Below are 21,697 nucleotides of genomic sequence, written 5' to 3'. Positions count from 1 at the left end.
ATATTTTTTTGGTCGCTTTTTCATCGCCGATTAAAGCGCCAAAAAAGAAAAATAAGGACCGAAAAGAGAAGGGTAAACCTGATTATAATGCGTAAATGGATAAAATTTATCAAATTATAACAAACGGTTATATGAGATATTAGGCCTAATTCCACCGCAATAAGTTAAATCGTCGCCAACTCCCTATAAATCAGCGCTTGCATTCGGGCTTTTCAAGATGGTACAGAGTGACGTCCTTTTTTTTAGGCAGTCTGTAAACAGGCTCCGCCGCGTCCGATGACAGGGCGCTAAAAAATGCGCGCGACGACGTATTCAGGCCGCAATCGGCCACGACGGAATCACTTCGGGAAATTGTAAATGTTATGAAAAAGTTAAAAATTAGTCTTGCCTGGCAAATTCTCCTGGCCCTGATCCTGGGCATCGGCGCCGGGGCGTTGCTGCATAACCAGATTGAAGCCAGGGTATGGTTTATCGGCAATATTCTTGCGCCGGCGGGCGATATTTTTATCCGTCTTATCAAGATGATCGTGGTGCCTATTGTTATCTCCACGCTGATTGTGGGCATTGCGGGCGTCGGCGATGCGAAAAAGCTTGGACGCCTGGGCCTGAAGACCATTGTTTATTTCGAGATTATCACCACCCTTGCCATTGTGTTGGGCATTACGCTTGCCAACGTGTTCCAGCCGGGGCACGGGATTGATATGTCCACGCTTGCGGCGGTGGATATTTCCCAATATGAAAAGACCACGGAACAGGTGCAAAGCGGCAACCATAGCCTGGTGGGCACGCTGCTTTCGCTGATCCCGCCGAATATTTTCGCCGCCATGGCGCGCGGCGATATGCTGCCGATTATTTTTTTCTCGGTGTTGTTCGGTTTGGGTCTGGCGGCTTTGCCCGGCGAGACCAAGACGCCGCTGCTTAATGTGTTTAAGGCCGTGGCCGAGACCATGTTTAAAGTGACCCATATGATCATGCGCTATGCGCCGGTGGGGGTATTCGCCTTGATTGCGGTGACGGTGGCCAATTTTGGTTTTGCCTCGCTGCTGCCGCTGGCCAAGCTGGTGCTGTTGGTGTATGCCGCGATCCTGTTTTTTGCCCTGGTGGTGTTGGGGCTGGTGGCGCGGTTGTGCCATTTGCGCATCTGGACGCTGATCCGCATCCTGAAGGAGGAGCTGATCCTGGCCTATTCCACCGCCAGTTCGGAAAGCGTGCTGCCGCGTATTATCGAGAAGATGGAAGCCTATGGCGCGCCTGCGGCAATCACCAGTTTTGTGGTGCCGACCGGGTATTCCTTTAACCTGGACGGTTCCACGCTGTACCAGAGCATCGCGGCTATTTTTATCGCCCAGCTGTATGGTATCGATCTGTCCATCGGCCAGGAAATCGTGCTGGTGTTGACCCTGATGGTGACGTCCAAGGGGATTGCCGGCGTGCCGGGGGTGTCTTTTGTGGTGCTGTTGGCGACGCTTGGCAGCGTGGGTATTCCTCTGGAGGGGCTGGCGTTTATCGCCGGCGTCGATCGCATCCTGGATATGGCCCGTACCGCCCTGAACGTGGTGGGCAACGCGCTGGCGGTGCTGGTGATAGCCAAGTGGGAAAACCAGTTCGATAGCGATAAGGCCCTGGCGTATGAACAGCAGGTACTGATGCTAAAGACGTCGGCCGCGACGCCCTTCTGAAGGCGGCGCGCGCTCCCTTTAACATGACTTCTGTCGGTTTGGTGACGGCGGGCCCAGCGTGCCGTGGGGCGCTCGGTCGGGCGGGAAAAGCACGCCCGATTCGACCCCATTGGCACGCTCTCCCTTTAACACGTTTGCTTTGAGATGGGTGTTGGCGGGCATACCCTGCCATGGGGCGCTCGGTCGGGCGGGAAAAGCACGCCCGATTCGACCCCATTGGCACGCTCTCCCTTGAACACGTTTGCTTTGAGATGGGTGTTGGCGGGCATACCCTGCCATGGGGCGCTCGGTCGGGCGGGAAAAGCACGCCCGATTCGACCCCATTGGCACGCTCGCCCTTGAACACGTCTGCTTTGAGATGGGTGTTGGCGGGCATACCCTGCCATGGGGCCTCGGTCGGGCGGGAAAAGCACGCCCGATTCGACCCCATCGGCACGCTCTCCCTTTAACACGTTTGCTTTGAGATGGGTGTTGGCGGGCATACCCTGCCATGGGGCGCTCGGTCGGGCGGGAAAAGCACGCCCGATTCGACCCCATTGGCACGCTCTCCCTTTAACACGTTTGCTTTGAGATGGGTGTTGGCGGGCATACCCTGCCATGGGGCGCTCGGTCGGGCGGGAAAAGCACGCCCGATTCGACCCCATTGGCACGCTCTCCCTTTAACACGTTTGCTTTGAGATGGGTGTTGGCGGGCATACCCTGCCATGGGGCGCTCGGTCGGGCGGGAAAAGCACGCCCGATTCGACCCCATTGGCACGCTCGCCCTTGAACACGTCTGCTTTGAGATGGGTGTTGGCGGGCATACCCTGCCATGGGGCGCTCGGTCGGGCGGGAAAAGCACGCCCGATTCGACCCCATCGGCATGCTCTCCCTTTAACACGACTTCTGTCGGTCTGGTGATGGCGGGCCCAGCGTGCCGTGGGTGCGTTAACCTTTGCGGTGCAATAGACGATACAGCGCCGGGATCACCAGCATCGACAGCAGCGGCGCGCTGACCATGCCGCCGATCATCGGCGCGGCGATGCGTTGCATCACCTCGGATCCGACGCCGCCCCCCCACATGATGGGCAGCAGCCCGGCCATGATGGTGGCCACCGTCATCACCTTGGGGCGTACGCGCAGCACCGCGCCTTCGCGGATGGCCGCCAGCAGTTGAGCCTCGCTGAGCGGTTCGTTGCCGGTGCGATGGTTTTCCATGGCATGATTAAGGTACAGCACCATAATCACCCCGAACTCCGCCGCCACCCCCGCCAGGGCGATAAAGCCCACCGCCGCCGCCACCGACAGATTATAATGCAGCAGGTAAAGCAGCCAGACGCCGCCTATCAGGGCAAAGGGCAGCGTGCCCATAATCAGCAGCGCGTCCCTGACCCGGCCGAAGGTGACATACAGCAGGACAAAAATAATCGCCAGCGTAAAGGGCAGCACGATTTTCAGCTTGGCGCTGGCGCGCTCCAGGTATTCAAATTGTCCCGACCAGCTTAACGAGACGCCTTCCGGCAGCTTGACCTGCTGCGCCACCGTCCGCTGCATTTCCTGCACGGCGGATTTGAGATCGCGGCCGCGTAAATCGACGTAGATCCAGTCCGACAGGCGGGCGTTCTCGCTTTTCAGCATCGGCGGGCCTTCGCTGACGCGGATATCCGCCAGATCGGCCAGGGTGACCTGCGCGCCCCCGGCAGTCACTACCGGTAAGTCGCGCAGTTTCTGCACCGAGTCGCGCAGCTCGCGCGGATAACGTACGTTGATGGGGAAACGTTCGCGGCCTTCAATGGTCTCGCCGATATTATCACCGCCGATAACCGCCGCCACGATGGACTGCAGTTCACCCACCGACACGCCGTAGCGGGCGGCGCGCACCCGATCGATATTGATATCGACATAGCGCCCGCCGTTGAGCCGTTCCGCCAGCGCGGAGGTGACGCCGGGGACGTTTTTCACCACCCGTTCGATCTGCTGGGCCACCGCCTCGACCTGCTCGATATTATTGCCGTTCACTTTGATCCCCACCGGGCTTTTAATCCCGGTGGCCAGCATATCGAGCCGGTTGCGGATGGGGGGCACCCAGATATTGGCTACCCCCGGCAGCGACACCGTCCGGTCCAGTTCCTGCACCAGCTTATCGGTGGTCATGCCGGGCCGCCATTGATCCCTGGGCTTGAAATGGATGGTGGTTTCCAGCATGGTCAGCGTCGCCGGGTCGGTGGCGGTTTCGGCGCGTCCCGCCTTGCCGAAAACAGTGGCCACTTCCGGCACGGTTTTAATCAGCCGGTCGGTTTGCTGCAACAGCCGGGCGGCTTCCCGCGCCGATATGCCGGGCAGCGTGGAGGGCATATATAATAAATCCCCCTCGTCCAGCGCCGGCATAAACTCGGTGCCCAGGCGGCTGAGCGGCAGCAGGGTGACCACCAGCAGCGCCAGCGACAGGGCAAGCGTGGTTTTCGGCCACGCCAAAACCTTGTCCAGCAGCGGCTGATACATGCGGATTAGCCCCCGGTTGAGCGGGTTGGCGTGTTCGTCCGGGATACGCCCACGGATAAAGTACCCCATCAATACCGGCACCAGGGTAATGCCCAGCCCCGCCGAGATCGCCATGGCATAGGTTTTGGTGAACGCCAGCGGGCCGAACATTTTGCCCTCCTGCGCCTCCAGTGAAAATACCGGAATAAAGGACAGGGTGATGATCAGCAGGCTACAAAACAGCGCCGGCCCCACCTCGGTGGATGCGCGGGCGGAGATTTCCCAGTAATCCTCGCTTTTCGGCGTCTGTCCGGGATGATCGTGCCGCCATTTTTCCAGCACCTTGTGCATATTTTCAATCATGACTATCGCCGCGTCCACCATGGCGCCGATGGCGATGGCGATGCCGCCGAGCGACATGATATTGGCGTTAACCCCCTGGTAATGCATGACGATAAAGGCGCCGAGGATGCCCAGCGGCAGGGTGATGATCGCCACCAGCGCCGAACGGAAGTGAAACAGGAACAGGCTACACACCAGCGCCACGACGATAAACTCTTCCAGCAGCTTATGGGAGAGGGTTTCTATGGCCTGCTTGATAAGGCTGGAACGGTCATAGACCGGCACGATTTGCACGCCTGGCGGCAGGCTGCGGCGCACCTCGTTCAGCTTTTGTTTGACCGCGTTGATGGTCTCCAGCGCATTTTTGCCATAGCGCATGATAACAATGCCGCCGGCCACTTCCCCCTCGCCGTTCAGTTCGGCCACGCCGCGCCGCATTTCAGGACCCAGGCGGATATCGGCCACATCGGACAGCAACACCGGCACGCCGCCGCGCGAGGTGATGACGATATGATCAAAATCCTCCGGGGTTTTAAGGTAACCGGCGGCGCGCACCATATATTCGGCCTCGCTCATTTCCAGTACCGATCCGCCGCCCTCCTGGTTGGCTTGCTTAACCGCGTCGATGACCTGCTGGTGAGACAGGTTAAGCGCCCGCAGCCGGTCCGGTTTCAGCAGGATTTGGTATTGGCGCACCATGCCGCCGACGCTGGCCACTTCCGACACGTTCGGTACGGTTTTTAATTCGAATTTCAGCACCCAATCCTGGATGGCGCGCAGATCGGCCAGGCTGTGGCGCCCGGTTTTATCCACCAGCGCGTATTCATAGACCCAGCCGACGCCGGTGGCGTCCGGCCCAAGGCTGGCCTTGGCCTCCGCCGGCAGCGTAGACTGCACCTGGCTGAGATACTCAAGCACCCTAGAGCGCGCCCAGTAGGGATCGGTGCCGTCCGCGAACAGGATATAGACATAGGCGTCGCCAAACATCGAGAAGCCGCGCACGGTGGTGGCGCCGGGCACCGACAGCATGGTGGTGGTCAGCGGATAGGTCACCTGATCCTCCACGACCTGCGGCGCCTTGCCGGGATAACTGACGCGGATAATCACCTGTACGTCGGACAGATCGGGCAGCGCGTCCACCGGCATACGCTGCAAAGACCAGATGCCCCAGGCGGTCAGCAGCCCGGCGGCCAGCAGCACCAGCAGACGGTTGCGCAGCGACCAGCGAATGATAAAGGCGATCATTTGGCACTCCCCAGCGGCATCATTTGGGTGATGCGCGCACCGCTGTCGTCAAGCGTAAAATGGAACATGACACGGCTGCCGACGGCGATGCCCTTGGGCAGTCCGCCCGCGGGCAGGATAAAATCCATGGTCATCGGCGGCCAGTTCAGGCCGGGCACGGCATGGTGCGACAACGTCGCCATTTCGCCGTTAACCGCGTCGATAACGCCCTCGGTGGCATATTCCTGCGCGGCGCCGGGCGGCGGCGATTGCGTCGCGGCGCCGTCAGCCGGCGTAGCGGCGGACGGGGGGGCATCATCCGCGCCGGCGCCAGGATTTACGCCGGTTGCCGCCGGCGATGAAGCGTCCGTATCGTCCGTCATCTGCGGCAGAGCGCTGCGCAGGCTGGCTTCGGAATCAATCAGGAACTGGCCCGAGGTGACCACCCGATCGCCGGCGGCCAGCCCTTTACGCACTTCCACCCAGTCGCCGAACTCCCGGCCGGCGATAACGCTTACCGGGGTGAAATGCCCGTCGCCCTTGGCCAGCAGCACGGTATTGCGGCTGCCGGTCTGGATCAGCGCGTCCTGCGGCATGGTCAACACCGTTTCGCCCCGCGCCGCCTGCGCCAGGCGGATGTTAAGGTACATGCCGGGCTGCAGCTTGCCGTCATGATTTTCCAGCGCGATGCGCGCCCGGTAGGTGCGGGTGGCGTTATCCACCACCGGCAGCATTTCCGCAATCCGGCCGTGAAACAGGTCCCCCGGCCAGCGTGACGTCGTGGCCTGGATATCGCTGCCGGGCTGGAGGGCCCCGGCCTGGGATTCAGGATAATCCACCACCACCCAGACCGGATCGAGCGAGCTGAGTTCAAACATCGCCTGGGACGTGCCGACCTGGCTGCCTTCGCGCACCTCCAGGCGGCTGATAAAACCCTGCTCCGGCGCCCGTACTTCGATACGGGTTTGCGGCCGGCCGGTTTTTTCAATAGCGCGGATAATGTCCTCCGGCATAAACAGCAGTTGCAGACGCTGGCGCGCCGCGGCGGTGAGCGACGCATCCCCCAAATGCCGCACCGCCAGATACTCCTGCTGGGCGGCGCTCCATTCCGGAATCCACAGCCGCGCCAGCGGCTGGTCCTTTTTCACCAACTGCTGCTCGGCGCGGACATAGAGTTTTTCCACCAGACCGTTGGCGCGCGCCGGTATCACCTGTATTCCCCGATCGTCAATGCTGACGGTGCCGAACGCCTCGAAACGCGGCTGCACGGTTCTCAATGCCACCGTGCCCAGGCGCACGCCCAGGTTTTGCTGCTGGCGGGCGCTGACGGTTACTCCGCCGTCCTGCTGCGTCTCGTCGGCATAACGCGGCGTCAACGGCATATCCATAAACGGCGATTTGCCGGGTTTATCAAAGCGCTGTGCCGGCGACATGGGGTCGTACCAATACAGCACCCGGCGGCCGCTGTCGGCCGCGGGATTGGCCTGGGCCGGCGTGGTTGCCGCTTCCGGCGGCCGGCGCAGGAAATAACCGGCGGCAAAGGCGGCGCAGAGCGCGGCCAGGGCCAGGACGACGGCGACGGTACGTCCGGTGGTAATACGGTTCATGACCTGTTCTCCTGCGGGATAAGATAACGAATGGCGGCCCAGCTTTGCGCCAGTTCCCTGGCGGCGCGGGTTTCATTCTGCTCGCTGGCCAGCAGGGCGCTGCGCGCGCCCAGCAGTTCGGCGAGCGTGGCGCTGCCGGCGCGATACTGCGCCTGCATCAGCTGCAGTCGCTGCTTTTGCAGCGGCAGTACCTCGTCCCGCTGCCGCAGCCAGCGGGCCTGGGCGGCCTGGTACTGGGCCACCAGGATATTCAGCTGGGCGGTATGATCCCGAATGGTCTGCGCCAGGCGATCGTTGGCCTCGAAGGTACGCGACTGGTCGGCGGCATGATCCTTATCCTGCCGTTGCGACTGGAACAGCGGCAGATCGACGGTAAACATAATGCCGGCCATATCGTCGCGGCCGCTGTCGCGCTTGCCGTAATACACTTCCACGCCGACATCCGGAATCGCCGCCACCGCCGACTGAGCGGAACGGGCCTGCGAGACTTCCGCCTCGCGCCGCGCCTGCACTATTTCAGGATGCTGGTTCACGCCCTGGGCCAGTGCCTGCGGATCGGCCGGCAGGCGGTCGAACCGCGGCAGGGGGCCGGCGGTCTGGATACGATCGATGCCGGTCAGCTGCATCAGGCGCGCCTGCGCCATCGCCACGTCCCGCTGCGCGTCGGTAAGCGCATCGCGCATATCGATCACCACCAGGCGGCCGTCCAGCACCGCGCCGGCGCTGCCCCCGCCGGCTATCGCCGCCTTCTGCACCGCAATCTGCCGTTCGCTTTCCGTCAGCAGATGGGTCGCCGCCTCGACCGCCTGTTGCGACAGGGCCAAATCCAGCCAGGCCTGGGCGGTATCCCGCTGCAGCTGCGCGCGCAGGTTTTGATAACCGGCGGCGGTGGAGGCCGCCTCGGCCCTGATCGCGTCCGCTTTGCGTTCGCGTTTGGTACTGCTGACATAATCCTGCATGACGCCGATGCGCTGCATGGTCATGTCTTCACGGGTAAAACGCCGGGCATTACCGCCGCCCACCGGCAGGTTATCAATGCCGAATTTCAGCTTGGGGTCGGGCAGCTGCAGGGCGGAATCGGCCATATTTTCCAGCGCCTGGCGCTGATGAAGGTTGGCGGAAAGATCCGCCGAATAGCGTTCGGCCCGGGCCAGCGTCTCATCCAGGCTCATTTGCGCCGCGGGAGCCGCGGCGGAAACGAACAGCATAAGGACCAGCCACGTCCGGGAGGAGCATGGTAGCAACATAATGATCCTCGCTTACTGCTGGAGAGAATGAATGGCGGTGAGCGTATAGCCCTGGGCGTCCTGGCGGAAACTGAAATCCACCTGCGTGCCGGCGGCCAGCTTACCTGCGTCCAGGTCGGCCGGCACGGCGAAGGTCATGGTCATCGGCGGCCATTTCAGCGCCGCAATGGCCTGATGGGCGATAGCCACATGCTGGTTATCCCAGCGCTTGATAATGCCGCTTGCATGGTAGTCGGCGGGGGAGGTGTTAACGTTTGACGCGGCCGTGACGCCGTGATCATGATGCATACCGGGCATATCGCCCATACCGGCCATGTCGTCGGCAAACGCGGGCAAGGCAAAAACAGAAACAGCGGAGAGAACAACAATAAATAATGTGCGCATTGCATTGATTCCTGAACATAAGTCATCCACTACCGTCGCGTTCAGGCGACGGCAACCGTTGGCGTTATGTCAGGATCTATAACCGGTACCGGCAGAATTGAATCTCCGCCGGCGGCCCTGCTATGGGCGGGGTAAGCCAGGCGACATCCGGCAGGCGCGGTTCGTCGCGCCACTCGGCCACCTGGAGATCGGTTTGGCTGGGCAGGACCACGAACGGCGCGTGCTGGGTGTCTTTTTGCGCGGAATCCGGCACGCAGTGCTTATCGCATAATAACCCGGGCGCGGCGGCGCGCTGCTGCGAAGGCATATTGTCATGCAGCATATGCTCGCTATGCTCAAGGGCCGCCGGCAGCGCGGTAACCGGCATTGAGCACTGGTGGCTGGCCAGCGCCAGCTGGGCGTTCAGTAACAGCCAAAAGGCCAGCAGAATCATAGCGAACACCCGCCGCCTGCGGCAGCGTAGCTTGACCATGAATTCTGTTACTGAAGCGGAGGACACGATAATTCCCTTGTTTGGCGACTCCGGCGTGGAAAAGGCGCCGGTCGGCTTAAGTGAACGCGAAAAGCGCGGACAGCTTATTGATGCGCATCAATTTTTACTTGATAAGCAAAAACTGGCAAGGGTAATTTGCACTAACTGACAAATCAGGGGGTAAGCCGCGATGCCCGCCGCGATACGGCGTAATCGCGACGGTTTCGCGGATGATGGCGGATGTTAACGCAGATGATGCACCACCTGGTTGCTGCTGCCGCGCCAGATCAGCGCCGGGTCCCGCAGCGCCTGGATAAATTTACCGTCGATCAGCACGTTTATCAACGCGGCCACCTCCTGCTGGGCGTCGGTTAATTCCGCCAGCCGGTAACCGGTCCAGACCCAGATATCCTTGGCCGGGCACTCGGCGCGCACGCGCCGCACCAGCTGCAGCACGGCGGAGAGATTCTGCGGATGCAGCGGATCGCCGCCCGAGAGCGTCAGCCCCTGGCGGTGGATACGGGTATCCTGTAAATCGGCGATAATCCGGTCTTCCATGGCCGGGGTAAAGGGCACCCCGGAGTTAAGCCGCCAGGTGCTTTTGTTATAACAGCCCGGGCATTGGTGCACGCAGCCGGACACAAACAGCGTACAGCGCGTGCCGGGGCCGTTAATCACATCCACCGGGTAATACTGGTGATAATTCATCCCTGTCAGCCCAGCTGGCCGTCGGGCAGATGTTTCACCCGCCGTTTCACCTCTTCCTGCTTGCCGGCGTTGAACGGCCGCGCGTCCGGGCTGCCGAGATAACCACACACCCTGCGGGTTACCGACACTTTGGCCGGATTGTGATTACCGCATTTCGGGCAGGTAAAGCCCTTGCTGGTACAGGAAAACTCGCCGGTAAAACCGCACTCGTAGCATTCATCGATGGGCGTGTTGGTGCCGTAGTAGGGAACCCGGGTATAGCTATAGTCCCAGACGTCTTCCAGCGCTTTCAGGTTATGCTGCAGGTTCGGATATTCGCCGTAGCAGATAAACCCGCCGTTGGAGACCGGGGGATAGGGCGCTTCAAAATCCAGCTTGTCGTAAGGGTTGACCTGCTTTTCCACGTCGAGGTGGAAGCTGTTGGTATAATAGCCCTTATCGGTCACGCCTTCGACGATGCCGAACTCGGCGGCGTCCAGACGGCAGAAGCGGTCGCACAGGTTTTCGCTCGGCGTGCTGTACAGGCTGAAGCCGTAGCCGGTCTCTTCTTTCCAGCGGTCGGTGGCCGCCTTCAGGTGGGCCACGATGGACACGGCCTTCGCGCGCAACGTCTGATCGTCATAGACATGGGTCTGGCCGCCGAACAGGGCGTTAATGGTTTCATGCACGCCGATATAGCCAAGCGAAATGGAAGCCCGGCCGTTCTTGAAAATGTCGGCCACGTCGTCATCGGCTTTCAAGCGCACGCCGCAGGCCCCTTCCATATACAGGATCGGCGCCACGCGGGCCTTGACGCCGTCAAGCCGGGCGATACGGGTCATCAGCGCTTTTTTCGCCAGCACCAGGCGTTCATCCAGCAATTGCCAGAAACGGGCTTCGTCCCGTTTGGCCTCCAGGGCGATGCGCGGCAGGTTGAGGCTGATAACGCCCAGGTTGTTGCGCCCGTCGTGGATCTGCCTGCCGTTCTCCTCGTAAACGCCGAGGAAGCTGCGGCAGCCCATCGGCGTCTTAAATGAACCGGTAACCTTCACCACCTGATCGTAATTCAGGATATCCGGGTACATGCGTTTGCTGGCGCATTCCAGCGCCAACTGCTTGATATCATAGTTGGGATCGCTGAATTTATGGTTCAGGCCGTCGCGAATGGCGAACACCAGCTTCGGGAAAACGGCGGTTTTGCGGTTTTTACCCAGCCCGGCAATGCGGTTGCGCAGGATGGATTGTTGGATCAGGCGCGATTCACGGCTGGTGCCCAGGCCAAAACCGAAGGTGACGAACGGCGTCTGGCCGTTGGCGGTATGCAGGGTATTGACTTCATATTCCAGCGACTGGAAAGCGTCGTAACATTCTTTTTCGGTGCGCGACAGGGCATACCCTTCCGCGTCGGGAATCTTCCACTTCGTGGCGGTATTGCGATGTTTGTCGTAGCTGGCGGCCACGTAGGGCGCCAGGATCTCGTCGATCCGGTTAATGGTGGTGCCGCCGTAGATATGGCTGGCCACCTGGGCGATAATCTGCGCGGTTACCGCCGTGGCGGTGGAGATGGAGCGGGGGGGCTCGATTTCCGCGTTGCCCATTTTAAAGCCTTTGGTCAGCATGCCTTCCAGATCGATCAACATACAGTTGAACATTGGGAAGAACGGCGCGTAATCCAGGTCGTGGTAATGGATTTCGCCGCGTTCATGGGCCAGCACCACGTCGCGCGGCAGAATGTGCTGGCGCGCGTAATGCTTGGCGACGATGCCGGCCAGCAGATCGCGCTGGGTGGGGATGACCTTGCTGTCTTTATTGGCGTTTTCGTTGAGCAGCGCCATATTGCTCTGCTCGACCAGGCCGCGGATTTCCTGGTTCAGGCGGCCGCGTTGTTCACGGGCGACGTCACGATCGTGGCGGTATTCGATATACAAACGGGCCAGCGTTTTATGCGGCCCCGCCATCAGCTGGTTTTCCACCGCGTCCTGGATATCGCGGATATCGACATGGGAGCGGGAATTCATCTGCTGGCCCACCAGGGCGGCGACGGTGGCGCAATAATCGTTATCCTGAACACCGGCGGCCTGCGCGGCATGCATTATAGCCTGGTAAATCCGTTGCTCATCGAAATTGACCTGGCAACCGTCTCGTTTGATCACTACCGGTTTCACGATGCGACTCCTTTACGCCTGGGGGCGGGTTAGGTGTTTCCTTCTTTTACCGGCCGTTTTCCCGGCGGGCCTGGCCGGGCGCGATACCAGCGGTAGAGAAGGTAAACACTATATCTAGTTTGTTATAATCAATAATGCCACTAGATGTAGAGTATGAGCTAGTCAGATGTCACTAAACTTGACCTAACGCAATAAAATCGACCCGTGGTCGAAGAGTTGTACAGCGCGGTTTTTAGCCGATAAACCGGCCGTCGCGGTTTATGCCGCTGAAAATAAATCAATAAATTTCCCCCGGGGCGGCTTGGGGCGTTAAAAAATTTTTCGCGCGATTTTCCGGTCGTCGTTACCGACGGGTTTTATCCGCGCGCGTGATTATTCCCGCAGCCAGAAAACCGCCTCATAAGGCCGCAATGTCAGCGGCCCCGGCGAGTGGGGCGTATCGGCATAATTGCTCATCAGCCGCCGCCACGGGCCGCGCCAGGCGGTTGCCGGCCGCCACTGCTGCGGTTGCCGGCCCAGATTCGCCAGCACCAGCAGCCGCTGGCCGCGCCAGGCGCGCCGGTAATGCCAAAGCGCGGGGTGCGCCGGGCTCAGGTCGCGATAATCCCCCTCCGTCAGGATCGGCAGGGTTTTGCGCAGCGCAATCAGCCGCTGATAGCAATAAAATACCGAATCCGCGTCGGCCAGGGCGGCCCGCGCGTTGATCCGGGCGGCATTGCCGGCGCCGGCAATCCACGGCGTGCCGGTGCTGAACCCGGCGTTGACGCCGTCATCCCATTGCATCGGCGTGCGGCTATTGTCGCGGGATCGGGCGGCCAGGACGTCCAGCGTCTGCTGGCGGCCCAGGCCACGCGCCATGGCGTCGGCATACATATTCAGGCTTTCGACGTCGCGGTAGTCGGTAATGGCGCTGAACGCGGGGTTGGTCATGCCCAGTTCCTCGCCCTGGAAGATAAACGGCGTTCCCTGCATGCCGTGCAGCGTCATGGCCAGCATCTTGGCCGAGACGACCCGCAGCTCGCCCTCGTCGCCGAAGCGGGAAACGATGCGCGGCTGATCGTGATTACACCAAAACAGCGTGTTCCAGGCGTGGCGGTGCATCCCCCGTTGCCAGCGGTTGAATATCTGCTTGAGCAGTACAAAATCCGGCGGCGCCAGCGCCCATTTTTCTCCGTCGGCGTAATCCACTTTAAGGTGATGGAAATGGGCGGCCATGGACAGCTGTTCGCCGTTGAGATTGGCGTACTGGCGGCATTTCTCCAGGGAAGTGGACGACATTTCCCCCACCGTCGTCAGCGCCAGCGGCGTAAAGATTTCCCGGTTCATCTCGCGCAGATAATCCTGCACCTGCGGCAGATCGGTATAAAAAGGCCGGCCGTCGCCCCCGGGCGCATCGGGCAGCCGCGGGTGCTTGGCTATCACGTTGATCACGTCCAGGCGCAGGCCGTCGATACCGCGATCGGCCCAAAACCGGCAGATATTTTTCAGCTCCGCGCGCAGCGGCGGATGCGCCCAGTTCAGGTCCGCCTGCTCCCGGGAATACAAATGCAGGTAGTATTGTCCGCCCGGCGCCGGCTGGTGCCAGGCGCTGCCGCCGAATTTTGACAGCCAGTTATTGGGCGGGCCGTCGTCCCGGCCGTCGCGCCAGAAATAATAGGAGCGGTACGGGCCGTGCGGGTCTTTCGAGGCGATAAACCAGGGATGGGAAGTGGAGCTGTGGTTAAGCACCATATCCATAATGATGCGCATGCCCCGCCGGTGGGCGCCGGCCACAAGCGCGTCAAAATCCGCCATCGTGCCGTAGGACGGGTCGATGGCGTAATAATCGGCAATATCATAACCGCTGTCCACCTGGGGCGAGCGATAGACAGGCGTCAGCCACAGCGCATCCACTCCCAACTGGTGCAGGTAATCCAGACGCCGGGTGATCCCGGCCAGATCGCCGCAGCCATTGCCGGTGCTGTCCTGAAAACTTTTCGGGTAAATCTGGTAAATAACGCCGTTGCGCCACCACGGGACCGTCATGCTAGCCTCCGCCCCGCAGCCGGCCTGCCGCCGGTGTCGTTATGATTGTCGATGCGCTGGTCTCCCGGTTGTTTTTCATCGTGACGGTATAACGATTGCCTGGCAACGGGGCAAAATGTGCTGTCGCGACCAAGGGGTTCAATTATCAGCCGGCAAACGCATAGTTGTTTATTTTTCGTTGATGTCTGGGGCCGTATAGTCCGCCAGGAAATAAACGCGGCTGCCTGCAATACAGTTTATGCCTGACGTTACCTACCCTAAAGAAGTTGCCGCGCCAGGGACAGTAGTTTCGTCTTCCCGCGGGCGGATTTGTCGATAACCGCATGTTTTTTGTCTCACCGGAGGTGGATCACCTGTATGGACCCCGTACCCAACCCTGATTGTTATTCTCCCATCCGGTAAGCCCCCACGCGCTTTTTCGCGCCTGCCTTGCCGGATGATAAACGGCAGGCGGAAGCGACGCTCTTCTGCTGATGAACTTTTTGCCCTGCCCGGCGGTATTCGTCCGGATCGGCACGGAAGACAGCATCATGATTACACTTTACGCACGTCAACTTTTTACGCGGCTCTATCATCATTTGCCCCGCCGCCTGTTCCAGCGCGACCTGATGCTGGATGGGCTGAAAGCCGGCGCCAGCCGCACTGTGCCCGCCGCCCTGACCCGCGCTTGCCTGGAGTGCGCGCAGGCCACGCAAGCGGAGCTTTACGCGCGTTTCGCCAGCGGCCCGCAGGGCCTGGACGCGGCCGGCGTCGCCATCGCGCACCGGCGGCATGGCCTGAACAGCGTGGCCGCCGAGCAGCCGCTGACCTGGCGGCGGCACTTATGGTCCTGCTATCGCAATCCCTTCAATATCCTGCTGACGGTGCTGGGCATCGTGTCCTACGGCACCGACGACATCATTGCCGCCGGGGTGATCGCCCTGATGGTGATGATTGCCACCCTGCTTAATTTTATCCAGGAGGCGCGCTCCAACAAGGCCGCCGACGCGCTCAAGGCCATGGTGAGCAATACCGCCACGGTACTGCGCGCCGACGGGCCGGGCGGCAGCGGCGTGTACCAGGAGATCGCCATGGCCAGCCTGGTGCCGGGGGATATCGTCAAACTGTCCGCCGGGGATATGATCCCGGCGGATTTACGCATCCTGCATGCCCGGGATCTGTTTATCGGCCAGGCGGCGCTGACCGGGGAAGCGCTGCCGGTGGAAAAAAAAGCCGGCGTCGCTGGGGAGGCCGGGCGCAATCCCCTGGAATGCGGCAACCTGTGTTTTATGGGCACCAACGTGGTAAGCGGCACGGCGCAGGCGCTGGTCATCGGTACCGGCGATAGCACCTGGTTCGGTCAGCTTGCCGGCCAGTCCACGGCGCAATGCGCGCCGCCAAACGCGTTCCAGCTGGGCATCAGCCGGGTCAGCTGGCTGCTGATCCGCTTTATGCTGGTCATGACGCCGGTGGTGTTGCTGGTGAACGGTTTTACCAAAGGCGACTGGTGGGAAGCGGCGCTGTTTTCGCTCTCGGTGGCCGTGGGCCTGACGCCCGAAATGCTGCCGATGATTGTCACTTCGTCCCTGGCGAAGGGGGCGGTGCAGCTCTCGCGCCAGAAGGTGATCGTCAAGCGGCTGGACGCCATCCAGAACTTCGGCGCGATGGATATCCTGTGCACCGATAAAACCGGCACGCTGACCCAGGATAAAATTGTGCTGGCCAGCCATACCGATGCGTTCGGCAAGCGCTGTGAGCGGGTGCTGCAAAACGCCTGGCTGAACAGCTTCTACCAGACCGGCCTGAAAAACCTGCTGGATAAGGCGGTGCTGGAAAAAATGGCGCAGGAAGACGCCGGCCTGGCGCAGGCGCGGTGGCGCAAAATCGACGAAATCCCCTTTGATTTTGAGCGCCGCCGGATGTCGGTGATTGTCGGCGCCGAAGACGGCCAGGCGCGGCTTATCTGTAAAGGCGCGCTGGAGGAGGTGCTGGGCGTTTGCAGCCGGGTGCGCCACGGCGACGATATCGTGCCGCTCGGCGCCGCGTTGCTGGCGCAAATCAGCGCCGTGGCCGGCGAGCTGTCGCTGCAAGGGCTGCGGGTGGTGGCGGTGGCCGGTAAACCCGTCGCCATGGAACGCGGCGACTTCAGCCGGCTGGATGAGGCGGATCTGGTCCTCGAAGGTTATATCGCCTTTCTCGACCCGCCGAAAGAAAGCACCGCGCCGGCGCTGGAGGCGCTGGCCAGGCACGGCGTCACGGTGAAAATACTCACCGGCGATAACGAACGGGTGGCGGCCAAGGTCTGCCGGGACGTCGGCCTGGCGGTCGACCGGGTGCTGACCGGCGATGAGATCGAGGGCATGGACGACAGGCAGCTGGCGCTTATCGCCCGGGCGACCACGGTGTTCGCCAAACTGACGCCGCTGCAAAAAGCGCGCATTGTCGGCGCCCTGCGCCGGGAAGGGCACGTGGTGGGGTTTATGGGCGACGGCATTAACGACGCGCCGGCCCTGCGCGCGGCGGATATCGGCATCTCGGTGGACTCGGCGGTGGACATCGCCAAGGAGGCGGCGGATATCATCCTGCTGGAAAAAAGCCTGATGGTGCTGGAGGCGGGCGTAATCGAGGGCCGGCGCACCTTCGTCAATATGATGAAGTATATCCGCATGACCGCCAGCTCCAACTTCGGCAATGTTTTCAGCGTGCTGGTGGCCAGCGCCTTTTTACCGTTCCTGCCGATGCTGCCGCTGCATCTGCTGGTGCAGAACCTGATTTATGATATCTCGCAGATTGCCATCCCGTTCGATAAGGTGGACGAGGAGCAGCTACGGCGCCCGCAACGGTGGCGCAGCGGGGACCTGGGGCGTTTTATGGTGTTTTTCGGCCCCATTAGCTCCATCTTCGATATCCTGACCTTTTGCCTGATGTGGTGGGTATTCAAAGCCAACACGCCCGAGCAACAGACTCTGTTCCAGACCGGCTGGTTTGTGGTGGGCGTGCTGTCGCAAACCCTGGTGGTGCATATGCTGCGCACGCGTAAAATACCGTTTTTGCACAGTCGCCCGTCCTGGCAGCTTGGCATCACCACCCTGGCGGTCATCGCCGCCACCGTCGGCATGACCTTTACGCCGCTGGCCGGATTCCTGCACCTGCAGGCGCTGCCGGGCGGCTACTGGCCCTGGCTGGTGGCGATACTCGCCGGCTATATGGCGCTGGTCCAGTCCATGAAAGGCTGGTTCGTGCGCCGGTATGGCTGGCAATAAGCGCACGCCGGCGCCAAGCCTCGTCCCGCGCCGGCTAATTCTCCGCCAGCTTCAGCGGCGGCAGCTGCAGGAAGGTGTTCAGCAATCCTTCGGCCCAGGCTTTGCGGATGGTGGCGAAGTAGGGGTGCTGCTCGGTAATGCGATATTGCTCGTCGCTGGCGAAGCTGTCGCGGCGATAGATCATCACATCCAGCGGCAGGCCCACCGACAGGTTGCTGCGCAGCGTCGAGTCGATGGAAATCAGCGCGCAGCACATGGCCTGTTCCAGGGGGGTGTCAAAGGACAATACCCGGTCGATAATCGGTTTGCCGTATTTGCTCTCGCCAATCTGAAAGTAGGGGGTATCTTCCGTGGCCTCGATAAAATTGCCCTCCGGGTAGATATGGAACAGCCGGGGCCCTTCGCCGGCGATTTGCCCGCCCAGCAGGATGCTGCAGCTGAAATCGGTGCTGGAACCGCTTTGCTGCGCGCTGCTGTCGCGGAAAATGACTTCCCGCACCGTTTCGCCAATCAGGCTGGCGGCGTCGAACAGCGTAGGCACGGTCAGCAGGTTCGGCCGTTCCATATCCCGGGTGCGCAGCCGCAGCAGGTTGATGATGCTCTGGGTGGTCGCCAGGTTGCCGGCGCTTTGCAGCACCAGCGTGCGCTCGCTGTCCTGATGCAGGACATGCAGCTTGCGGAAGGTCGAGATATGATCCACTCCGGCATTGGTACGGGAGTCGGAGGCAAACACCAGTCCGTCCGACAGGCGCATCGCCACGCAGTAGGTCATAGAAATATATCCTCGTTATGCAGGTTATTGTTGTTGGGCGCCGGCCTGGCTTTCCTTGCCTGGCGGGAGGCTTCCCTCGGTCTGCTCCACCGTCGCTTCTGAAAACATCTCCTCGTAGCCGCCGCCGATACGCGAGCCGCGCACCGGGCAGGCGTCGAGATAATCGAAGCCGACCGCCAGCTTCAGGTGCTGGCTGGGGTTACAGGTATTATTGGTAATATCGAAACTCTGCCAGTGCTCGTTCAGCCACACTTCCACCCAGGCGTGCATCGCCACGTGTTTGGTGTCTTCGCTGTAAATATAGCCGCTGACGTAGCGCGCGGGGATATGCAGGCTGCGGCAACAGGCCAGGAATACATGGGAATGATCCTGACAGACTCCGTGCTGGGCGGCAAATACTTTAGCCGCCGAATCCTGCACCTGGGTGGCGCCGGGGGTATAGGGCATGCGTTCGCGCAGTTCCGCCATCAGTTCGCGCAGGCTTTCGTCCGCGGCGGCGGCGCGGTAATAACGCGCGGCGAAAGTGCGGATGGCCTCGTCCGCCCGCGTCAGCGGGCTGGGACGCAAGAAGACCAGCGGCGACAGCGGGCCGCATTCCTCCATGATTTCCTCGCTGTTATCGGCAATCTCCACCACGCCTTTGGCGCGGATGGCGATCACCTCATGCGGCCGGTCGAGGGTCAGCACATGCTGCAGGTTGCCGAAGCCGTCGATAACCTGCGTCGCCTGCTCCGGCAGGTTAAGCGACCATTCCATAATCCGTTGCCGGGCGGTGTTCTGCGGCGTCAGGCGCAGGTATTGCGTGCTGAATTTGACCTCGTGATCGTAGCGATAATGGGTCAGGTGATCGACGGCCAGTTTCATAACGCCTCCAGATACGTATAGTTAATGCTTTCCGCCAGCGCGTTGATCTTGCCCTGGAATTGCATCATATAAGCCTGCAACCCCAGCGCCAGCACTTCATCCAGCGTGCTGAAGCGCAGCTCCACGTTCAGGGTATGGGCCAGCCGCCGGGGCACATTGGCCCGCTGGCCGCCGATCCGCTCCAACTGCTGCACCACGTCGCCCACGCAGGCGCGCAGGGAGCGCGGCATATCGTTGCGCAGCACCAGCAGCTCGGCCACCGTTTCGCGGCTGACGGGATGTTTATACAGGCTGTGGTAGGCCTCGCGGGCGCTGACCGCGCGCAGCAGGGTATCCAGGCGATAATATTCGCGCACCGGATCGGAGTCGGCATCCAGCTGCTGGTCCTTGACGCCCAGCAATTGCGCCGTGGCGTAGGCGCGCTCGATAAGCGTGCCGAGGCGGATAAAACACAGGGCGTCGTTGCGCAGCAGGGTGCCGAACATGGCGCCGCGAAACAGGTGCGCCCGTTCCTTGACCCAGTCAAAGAACGCGTCGGTGCCCACCTTGGCCACGCCCTTGCCGCGCATCAGCTTCATTTCGATCCAGGTGGCGTTAATGCTTTCCCACACCTCGGATGACAGGCTGCCGCGCACCGCATGGGCGTTGTTCCAGGCCACCTCGAAGCAGCTGTAGATGCTGCTCGGATTGTGGGGATCCAGGGCGAAAAAGTTCAGCAGATTGGTCATGCTCAGGCGGGGATAATGCTCGGCAAACAGCTCGTGGGTGCCGGTCAGGTTAAGCGGCAGGGTTAAATCCTCGTTTTGCTGGCTGCGCAGCGGCATCAGCGACAGCTTATAGGTCACGTCCAATACCCGGGCAATGCTCTCGGCCCGCTCCAGGTAGCGGGCCATCCAGTAGAGTTCGCTGGCGGTTCTGCTTAGCATGCGTCGTCCTCCATAATCCAGGTATCCTTGGTGCCGCCGCCCTGGGACGAGTTCACCACCAGCGAGCCGGCGTTCAGCGCCACCCGGGTTAGCCCGCCCGGCACCAGCCGCACCTCATCGCCGGTCAGGGCGAACGGCCGCAGGTCGATATGGCGCGGCGCCAGGCCGTCCTCGACAAAGGTCGGGCAGGTGGACAGCGCCAGCGTCTCCTGGGCGATATAGTTGCTGGGGTTGGCCAGCAGCCGCTGGCGGAATTCAGCCAGTTCGGCGCGCGAGGCTTTCGGCCCCACCAGCATGCCGTAGCCGCCGGCGCCGTGCACCTCTTTCACCACCAGCTTTTCCAGGTTGGCCAGCACGTAGGACAGGGCGCTGGGATCGCGGCACTGCCAGGTGGGGATATTGCCGAGGATGGGCTCTTCGGAAAGATAAAACCGGATCATCTCCGGCACATAGGGATAGATGGATTTATCATCCGCCACCCCGGTGCCCAGCGCGTTGGCCAGCACCACGCCGCCGGCGCGGTAGACCGACAGCAGCCCGGGCACGCCCAGCGTGGAGTCGGCGCGAAAGGCCAGCGGATCGATATAGGCGTCGTCGATACGGCGGTAGATCACATCCACCTTGCACGGTCCCTCGGTGGTGCGCATATAAACCGCGCCCTGTTTGACGAACAGATCGGCGGCCTCCACCAGCTCCACGCCCATCTGCTGCGCCAGGAAACTGTGCTCGAAGTAGGCGCTGTTAAAACGCCCCGGCGTCATCACCACCACCGTCGGGTCTTCCACCGCCGTGCTTTCGCGCAGGGTTTGCAGCAGGTCGAAAGGATAGCGCTCGATGGGGGCGATATGCTGGCTGGCGAACAGATCCGGATAAAGCCGCATCATCATTTTGCGGTTTTCCAGCATATAGGAAACGCCGGACGGCGTGCGCAGGTTATCTTCCAGCACATAATAGTGCCCGTCGCTGTTGCGCACCATATCGGTGCCGACGATATGCGCATAGGTATTATTATGCAGATCGATCCCCTGCATGCAGGGCTGGTATTGTTCGTTGGCCAGCACCTGTTCCGTCGGCACGATACCCGCCTTTAGGATATTTTGCCCGTGGTAGATATCATAAAGGAACGCGTTCAGGGCCTTGACCCGCTGGCGAATGCCGCGATCCATCCAGGCCCACTCCTTGGCCGGGATAATGCGCGGCACGCTGTCGAACGGGATCAAGCGCTCGGTGCCGCCCTCTTCTCCGTAGACGTTAAAGGTAATGCCAACCCGGTGAAACAACAGCTCGGCTTCTTCTTTTTTCTGCTGAATGGCCTGCCGGTCCGCCTGCTGCAGCCATTGCCAGTAAGCGCCGTAGTGGCCGCGATGTCCGCCGTCGGCCAACAGCATCTCATCAAAAAAGGGCGACCCGGAAAGATTTATTTTAATCATCTGTTTACCTTTGCTGGCCCATCAACGCTGATAAAACCCCGTTAGCAGCTCCATTGACAACCCATGCATAAAACGCGCCAGCCCGGGAACCGCGGCCACCGGAGAAAACCATGCCGCGGGGCGTCCGCCTGCATTATTTTAGTGCGCGCAACGCCGCCGCCGCCTTTTACT

Annotated in this window: 14 protein-coding genes; 2 read left to right on the top strand and 12 right to left on the bottom strand. The window is 61.2% G+C overall.

The genetic code is table 11. The features are described 5' to 3' along the window. Positions 1–362: 362 nt before the first annotated feature. Entirely contained in the window at positions 363–1,679 is a 1,317-nt protein-coding gene (gene gltP, locus ACL2XN_RS15970) for a glutamate/aspartate:proton symporter GltP (protein ID WP_413729063.1), read from the top strand. Positions 1,680–2,606: 927 nt separating this feature from the next. Here gltP and ACL2XN_RS15965 read toward each other — a convergent pair. The 8 genes from ACL2XN_RS15965 to ACL2XN_RS15930 form a co-directional block, all read right to left on the bottom strand. After that, complete coding sequence (locus tag ACL2XN_RS15965) at positions 2,607–5,726, bottom strand: efflux RND transporter permease subunit (protein ID WP_413729062.1); 3,120 nt, start codon at positions 5,724–5,726, stop codon at positions 2,607–2,609. Continuing rightward, on the bottom strand, positions 5,723–7,312 hold the full coding sequence (locus tag ACL2XN_RS15960; RefSeq protein ID WP_413729061.1) for an efflux RND transporter periplasmic adaptor subunit: 1,590 nt from the start codon (positions 7,310–7,312) through the stop codon (positions 5,723–5,725). The genes ACL2XN_RS15965 and ACL2XN_RS15960 overlap by 4 nt, the downstream gene beginning before the upstream one ends. After that, positions 7,309–8,559, bottom strand: a complete 1,251-nt coding sequence (locus ACL2XN_RS15955; protein ID WP_413721885.1) for a TolC family protein — start codon at positions 8,557–8,559, stop codon at positions 7,309–7,311. Before ACL2XN_RS15955 ends, ACL2XN_RS15960 begins: the two co-directional genes overlap by 4 nt. A 12-nt stretch (positions 8,560–8,571) precedes the next feature. Beyond that, entirely contained in the window at positions 8,572–8,943 is a 372-nt protein-coding gene (locus tag ACL2XN_RS15950; RefSeq protein WP_413721886.1) for a copper-binding protein, read from the bottom strand. A 76-nt stretch (positions 8,944–9,019) separates the two neighbouring features. Beyond that, a complete protein-coding gene (locus tag ACL2XN_RS15945; RefSeq protein ID WP_410012550.1) occupies positions 9,020–9,376 on the bottom strand; it encodes a hypothetical protein in 357 nt (118 codons plus the stop codon). A gap of 282 nt (positions 9,377–9,658) precedes the next feature. Continuing rightward, a complete protein-coding gene (nrdG, locus tag ACL2XN_RS15940; protein WP_410012549.1) occupies positions 9,659–10,123 on the bottom strand; it encodes an anaerobic ribonucleoside-triphosphate reductase-activating protein in 465 nt (154 codons plus the stop codon). A gap of 5 nt (positions 10,124–10,128) precedes the next feature. Then, on the bottom strand, positions 10,129–12,267 hold the full coding sequence (nrdD, locus tag ACL2XN_RS15935; RefSeq protein WP_413729060.1) for an anaerobic ribonucleoside-triphosphate reductase: 2,139 nt from the start codon (positions 12,265–12,267) through the stop codon (positions 10,129–10,131). 372 nt (positions 12,268–12,639) lie between these two features. Then, a complete protein-coding gene (locus ACL2XN_RS15930; protein ID WP_410012547.1) occupies positions 12,640–14,292 on the bottom strand; it encodes an alpha,alpha-phosphotrehalase in 1,653 nt (550 codons plus the stop codon). Positions 14,293–14,822: 530 nt separating this feature from the next. On the opposite strand from ACL2XN_RS15930, the gene mgtA reads away from it, so the two are divergent. Next, on the top strand, positions 14,823–17,534 hold the full coding sequence (gene mgtA, locus ACL2XN_RS15925; RefSeq protein WP_413729059.1) for a magnesium-translocating P-type ATPase: 2,712 nt from the start codon (positions 14,823–14,825) through the stop codon (positions 17,532–17,534). A gap of 34 nt (positions 17,535–17,568) precedes the next feature. Here mgtA and ACL2XN_RS15920 read toward each other — a convergent pair whose 3' ends face one another. From ACL2XN_RS15920 to ACL2XN_RS15905, 4 genes are read right to left on the bottom strand one after another with little or no spacing between them, the layout of a single operon-like run. Then, complete coding sequence (locus ACL2XN_RS15920) at positions 17,569–18,306, bottom strand: peptidase (RefSeq protein ID WP_410012545.1); 738 nt, start codon at positions 18,304–18,306, stop codon at positions 17,569–17,571. Positions 18,307–18,330: 24 nt separating this feature from the next. Continuing rightward, positions 18,331–19,170 (bottom strand): transglutaminase family protein, encoded by an 840-nt coding sequence (locus ACL2XN_RS15915; RefSeq protein WP_413729058.1) that lies wholly within the window; start codon positions 19,168–19,170, stop codon positions 18,331–18,333. Beyond that, the gene (locus ACL2XN_RS15910; RefSeq protein WP_413729057.1) at positions 19,167–20,096 is read right to left on the bottom strand and encodes an alpha-E domain-containing protein; all 930 of its coding nucleotides are present in this window, start codon (positions 20,094–20,096) and stop codon (positions 19,167–19,169) included. The genes ACL2XN_RS15915 and ACL2XN_RS15910 overlap by 4 nt, the downstream gene beginning before the upstream one ends. After that, positions 20,090–21,526 (bottom strand): circularly permuted type 2 ATP-grasp protein, encoded by a 1,437-nt coding sequence (locus tag ACL2XN_RS15905; RefSeq protein WP_413729056.1) that lies wholly within the window; start codon positions 21,524–21,526, stop codon positions 20,090–20,092. The genes ACL2XN_RS15910 and ACL2XN_RS15905 overlap by 7 nt, the downstream gene beginning before the upstream one ends. Between the last annotated feature and the right edge of the window lie 171 nt (positions 21,527–21,697).

This window comes from Sodalis sp. RH22 (genome assembly GCF_047324165.1).
In the GTDB taxonomy this organism is placed as follows: domain Bacteria; phylum Pseudomonadota; class Gammaproteobacteria; order Enterobacterales; family Enterobacteriaceae; genus Acerihabitans.
The sequence above is the reverse complement of the archived record's forward strand: the minus strand, read 5'-3'. Positions and strand labels throughout refer to the sequence as shown.

Coding starts and splice junctions, on each gene's coding strand:
- gltP (WP_413729063.1), top strand. CDS start 363: ATGAAAAAGTTAAAAATTAGTCTTGCCTGGCAAATTCTCCTGGCCCTG.
- ACL2XN_RS15965 (WP_413729062.1), bottom strand. CDS start 5,726: ATGATCGCCTTTATCATTCGCTGGTCGCTGCGCAACCGTCTGCTGGTG.
- ACL2XN_RS15960 (WP_413729061.1), bottom strand. CDS start 7,312: ATGAACCGTATTACCACCGGACGTACCGTCGCCGTCGTCCTGGCCCTG.
- ACL2XN_RS15955 (WP_413721885.1), bottom strand. CDS start 8,559: ATGTTGCTACCATGCTCCTCCCGGACGTGGCTGGTCCTTATGCTGTTC.
- ACL2XN_RS15950 (WP_413721886.1), bottom strand. CDS start 8,943: ATGCGCACATTATTTATTGTTGTTCTCTCCGCTGTTTCTGTTTTTGCC.
- ACL2XN_RS15945 (WP_410012550.1), bottom strand. CDS start 9,376: ATGATTCTGCTGGCCTTTTGGCTGTTACTGAACGCCCAGCTGGCGCTG.
- nrdG (WP_410012549.1), bottom strand. CDS start 10,123: ATGAATTATCACCAGTATTACCCGGTGGATGTGATTAACGGCCCCGGC.
- ACL2XN_RS15930 (WP_410012547.1), bottom strand. CDS start 14,292: ATGACGGTCCCGTGGTGGCGCAACGGCGTTATTTACCAGATTTACCCG.
- mgtA (WP_413729059.1), top strand. CDS start 14,823: ATGATTACACTTTACGCACGTCAACTTTTTACGCGGCTCTATCATCAT.
- ACL2XN_RS15920 (WP_410012545.1), bottom strand. CDS start 18,306: ATGACCTACTGCGTGGCGATGCGCCTGTCGGACGGACTGGTGTTTGCC.
- ACL2XN_RS15915 (WP_413729058.1), bottom strand. CDS start 19,170: ATGAAACTGGCCGTCGATCACCTGACCCATTATCGCTACGATCACGAG.
- ACL2XN_RS15910 (WP_413729057.1), bottom strand. CDS start 20,096: ATGCTAAGCAGAACCGCCAGCGAACTCTACTGGATGGCCCGCTACCTG.
- ACL2XN_RS15905 (WP_413729056.1), bottom strand. CDS start 21,526: ATGATTAAAATAAATCTTTCCGGGTCGCCCTTTTTTGATGAGATGCTG.